Consider the following 3,917-nt stretch of genomic DNA (forward strand, 5'->3'; position numbering starts at 1 on the left):
GACGATTTATTTGCCGATGAGGCTGGTGTAGAAGGTTTTTATATCTTTTAAACAGTGTCGTTTTCTTTTCATGCCCGCCTTTATGCGGGCATTTTTATTCAAGAGTTCGACGAAAGTCGAACTTTCCTATAAAGTAAAAAATGCCTGCGGGATACAGTTCTTCCTGCAGGCATTTTTCCGTTATTCTTATTTTTTAGTGAACACCTTTTTTCGTAATCAGAATACAGTTCGGCGTCTCCACATTCATCGGGCGGCCTTTCTGAACCAGCACGTTTTTCTCATAATCAACGGTAAATGTTGTGATCGTGTTGGACTCATGGTTTGCCACTGCGATATGTTTTCCGTCCGGGAACATTGCAATATCTTTTGGATATTCGCCGCTGATCGGAAGTGCAAACTTCTTCTCCAGGCAGCCGGTCTCCGGGTCGATATGGAACATTGCTACGGTATTGTCTCCGGCTGTAGAAGTAAACAGGTAGTGGTGATCCGGGGAAAGGCACATGCCGGATGCGGCGTCGTGCGCCTGGTCCACGTTCGCGGATGTGGTGCTGATCGACTGCAGTTTTTCAAATTCCGGTCCGTTTCCCGTATCACGGTAGCTGAATACATCGACTTTGTTCATCAGCTCGTAAATGACATACGCGTATTTTCCGGATTCACTGAAAACGATCTCTCTCGGACCGGATTCACGCTCACAGCGCAGGATATCCACCAGTTTCAGGCGGTCACGTTGTGTGTTCAGCTTGTACATTTTGATCTGGTCAATGCCGTTGTCGACTGCGCAGACATATTTGTTGTCCGGTGTAGGAACGACACAGCTGACATGTGGGCGGAAGTTACGCTCTGCCACACTGCCAAGGCCCTTGTGGAACACGCCGTCCATCAGACTTCCGAGGCGGCCGTCCTTATGGGTATGTACAACGGTTACTTTTCCGTCATGATAGCCTGCCACGAACAGGTATCTTCCGGTTTTGTCCACCGACAGATAGCAGCCGCGCATGCCGTCGATGTCTACTTTGTTGATCGGGGTCAGGTCTCCGTCATCTTCCACTGCAAACACTGCAACGCCTTCATCTGCAATCGAATACAGGTATTTGCCGTTTAAGGAACGGGCAATGTGGGAAGAGTTGTTGACCGGTATGACTTTTCGTTCTGTCAGAGTGCCTTCTTCTACATTTACATCATATAAATGAATACCAATGCTGCTTCCATGGGTATAAGTGCCTACATAGGCTACGTACTCATCCTTCATGTTGTTTTCATCCTTTCTGCCTTCTCGCACATCGTGTGAATTTTCTAAAAATATTTTAACACAATTTCCGCGCCACGACAACGAAGAAAACGGATTTTTGATATGTAAACGGTAACACTTTATTTTCAGACACAGGATATTCTCCTGCAGAGAATTTTTTAGATATTTCTATTGTTTTTAGATTGTAAGAGTTGAGGTTTCCGCTGCATACCATTTCCATTTTCTACGCTCTCGTCAGACTGATTTCCTGACTCATCATTCCCTGCAGTTTCTTGATTGCGCGGCTGTACTGGCACTGCAGCGCCTGCTCGCTTTTCTTGCAGAATCCACTGAGCTCTTTGTAGCTGAATCCATATGCTCTCCCCCAGAAAATGCGCTGATCCATCGGATTCAGGTTCTGGATGCAGTTCTGCATCACCATTCTCTCCTCAATCTCGGCTGTCGCGGCCGCCTCCCCTTCATTTCTGTTTTCTTTCTGATACTGTGTATAGGAAACTTCATTCTGATAATAATGTTTTCTGCGCTGATTCTTGATCTTGTTTTTTGCCACACAGAACAGCCATTTCGTCATCTCTTCTCCTTCGAGATCGGCAACAGTTTCAAATTTTACCACCAATACCTCCCATACATCGTTCAGCACATCCTTCGCCGTCTCCCGGTCATTGTTCAACTGACCGCAGATATAACGGAACAGCACATGACTGTTTTCCTCGAATATGATCTGAAAAAATCGTTCCTCCTCTTGTCTCATACACTTCTTTCTCCCTCCTGTTGTTTCGCTGTCCTTCTCTTCCGGGCCCGTCATATATGTAATGTGTTGAGACTATCGAAATCTTTCGTTTTTTCAGAATATTTCTACTATTCGACCTTATTACTTTTGTTAATAAAGCAAAATATTGCGTTATAACTGCACCGCGGCGCATAATCAAATTTTTTCTTTCGAAACCAGAAATTACTGTTTCTGACAAAAAAATTCCCGCGGAAAGGAGCTTTCTTCCTCTCTGCGGGAATCTTCTATTTTGGTTTTATTTTATTTAAAGTAAGCAACACCGGACTCAAAGATCTTCAGATCCTGCTCTCCGTAGATGTTGACTGCTACGCCGTTGTCGCGGCGCTCTGCGTGTGCCATCTTACCAAAGACACGGCCGTCCGGGCTGGTGATACCCTCGATTCCGCAGTAGGAACCGTTGACATTCCAGTACTCGTCGTTGGTCAGGTTTCCGTTGACATCGCAGTAGCGGGTTGCAATCTGGCCGTTTGCCATCAGCTTGTCGATCCACTCTTTCGATGCTACGAAACGTCCCTCTCCGTGGGATGCCGGGTTGGTGTAAACACCGCCAAGCTCGGCGCCTGCCAGCCATGGGGATTTGTTGGTCACAACCTTCGTGTAAACCATCTTGGAAATATGACGTCCGATGGTGTTGAAGGTCAGAGTCGGGGAATCCTCCGTCTGTCCGAGAATCTCACCGTACGGAACGAGTCCCAGTTTGATCAGTGCCTGGAATCCGTTGCAGATACCAAGGGCAAGTCCGTCTCTCTCATTCAGCAGTTTGGTAACAGCTTCTTTGATCTTCGCATTCTGGAATGCGGTTGCAAAGAATTTTGCTGATCCATCCGGCTCATCACCTGCGGAGAATCCGCCAGGGAACATGATGATCTGCGCCTGGTTGATGGCTTTTTCAAAGGCATCGACAGAACCGCGGATGTCTTCTGCGGAAAGGTTGCTGAATACCTGAGTGATAACTTTTGCACCGGCACGCTCGAAAGCTCTGGTGCTGTCATACTCACAGTTCGTTCCCGGGAAGACCGGAATGAAGACGGTCGGCTGTGCCAGCTTGTGGGAGCATACGTGGATGCTCTTTGCCTGATAGCAGCTGTCTGCAACAATTCCGTTTTCGTCTGCTGCTGCCACATTCAGGGCCTCTACCTCCGGAAGCTCTGCACCGGATACGGTCTTGAATACTTTTTCCAGCGGTTTGTTCCATGCGGAAACGGCCTCGCGGATGGTGATTTCGGTGTTTTTATAGGAAAGAACCGGTTTGTCTGTCACTTCACCGATGACGGTGTAGGTGCTTGCCAGCTCTCCGACTTTTTCAGCCGGAACTTCGCAGATCAGATCTGCAATATATGGAGTAAAGAGGTCTCTCTCGTCTACATTGTGCTCGATGGTTACGCCGAGAGCATTACCGAATGCCATCTTGGATACGGCTGCTGCGATACCCTGACGGTCTACGACATAAGCGGCTTTCACACGGCCGTTCTGCATATCCTCATGCAGTTTTCTGTAGGTTTCCATGACGCCTTCGTACTCTGGAAGCAGATGTGCGTCGACTGGAAGGTGGATCCACACGAGTTTGTCTCCTGCATTTTTCAGTTCCGGAGATACTACATCTTTTAATTTTGCAACGTCAACCGCGAAGGATACGAGTGTCGGCGGTACGTCGATATGGTTGAAGGTACCGGACATACTGTCTTTTCCTCCGATGGACGGCAGGCCGTAGCCCATCTGTGCATCGTATGCACCAAGAAGTGCTGCGAACGGCTGGCTCCAGCGGTGCGGATCCTCGGTCATTCTGCGGAAGTACTCCTGGAAGGTGAAGCGGACTTTGCTGTAATCGCCGCCAACTGCCACAATACGGGACAGGGACTCGGTTACGGCATAGAC

Annotated in this window: 3 protein-coding genes; all 3 read right to left on the reverse strand. The window is 48.2% G+C overall.

The window, feature by feature from the left end; all coding sequences use genetic code 11:
* Window positions 1-193: 193 nt before the first annotated feature.
* Window positions 194-1,252, reverse strand: a complete 1,059-nt coding sequence (locus tag ACY2VT_RS14140; RefSeq protein ID WP_461880324.1) for a lactonase family protein — start codon at window positions 1,250-1,252, stop codon at window positions 194-196.
* A 223-nt stretch (window positions 1,253-1,475) separates the two neighbouring features.
* The gene (locus tag ACY2VT_RS14145) at window positions 1,476-2,003 is read right to left on the reverse strand and encodes an RNA polymerase sigma factor (protein ID WP_158565082.1); all 528 of its coding nucleotides are present in this window, start codon (window positions 2,001-2,003) and stop codon (window positions 1,476-1,478) included.
* A gap of 279 nt (window positions 2,004-2,282) precedes the next feature.
* On the reverse strand, window positions 2,283-3,917 hold a 1,635-nt coding region (locus ACY2VT_RS14150), incomplete at its 5' end, for a phosphoribosylformylglycinamidine synthase subunit PurQ (RefSeq protein ID WP_461880325.1).

The sequence above is a fragment of the Fusicatenibacter sp. genome, assembly GCF_050872605.1.
Lineage (GTDB): Bacteria > Bacillota > Clostridia > Lachnospirales > Lachnospiraceae > Fusicatenibacter.

Excerpts from the sequence above, each read along its gene's own strand:
- ACY2VT_RS14140 (WP_461880324.1), bottom strand. The coding sequence starts at position 1,252 with ATGAAGGATGAGTACGTAGCCTATGTAGGCACTTATACCCATGGAAGC.
- ACY2VT_RS14145 (WP_158565082.1), bottom strand. The coding sequence starts at position 2,003 with ATGAGACAAGAGGAGGAACGATTTTTTCAGATCATATTCGAGGAAAAC.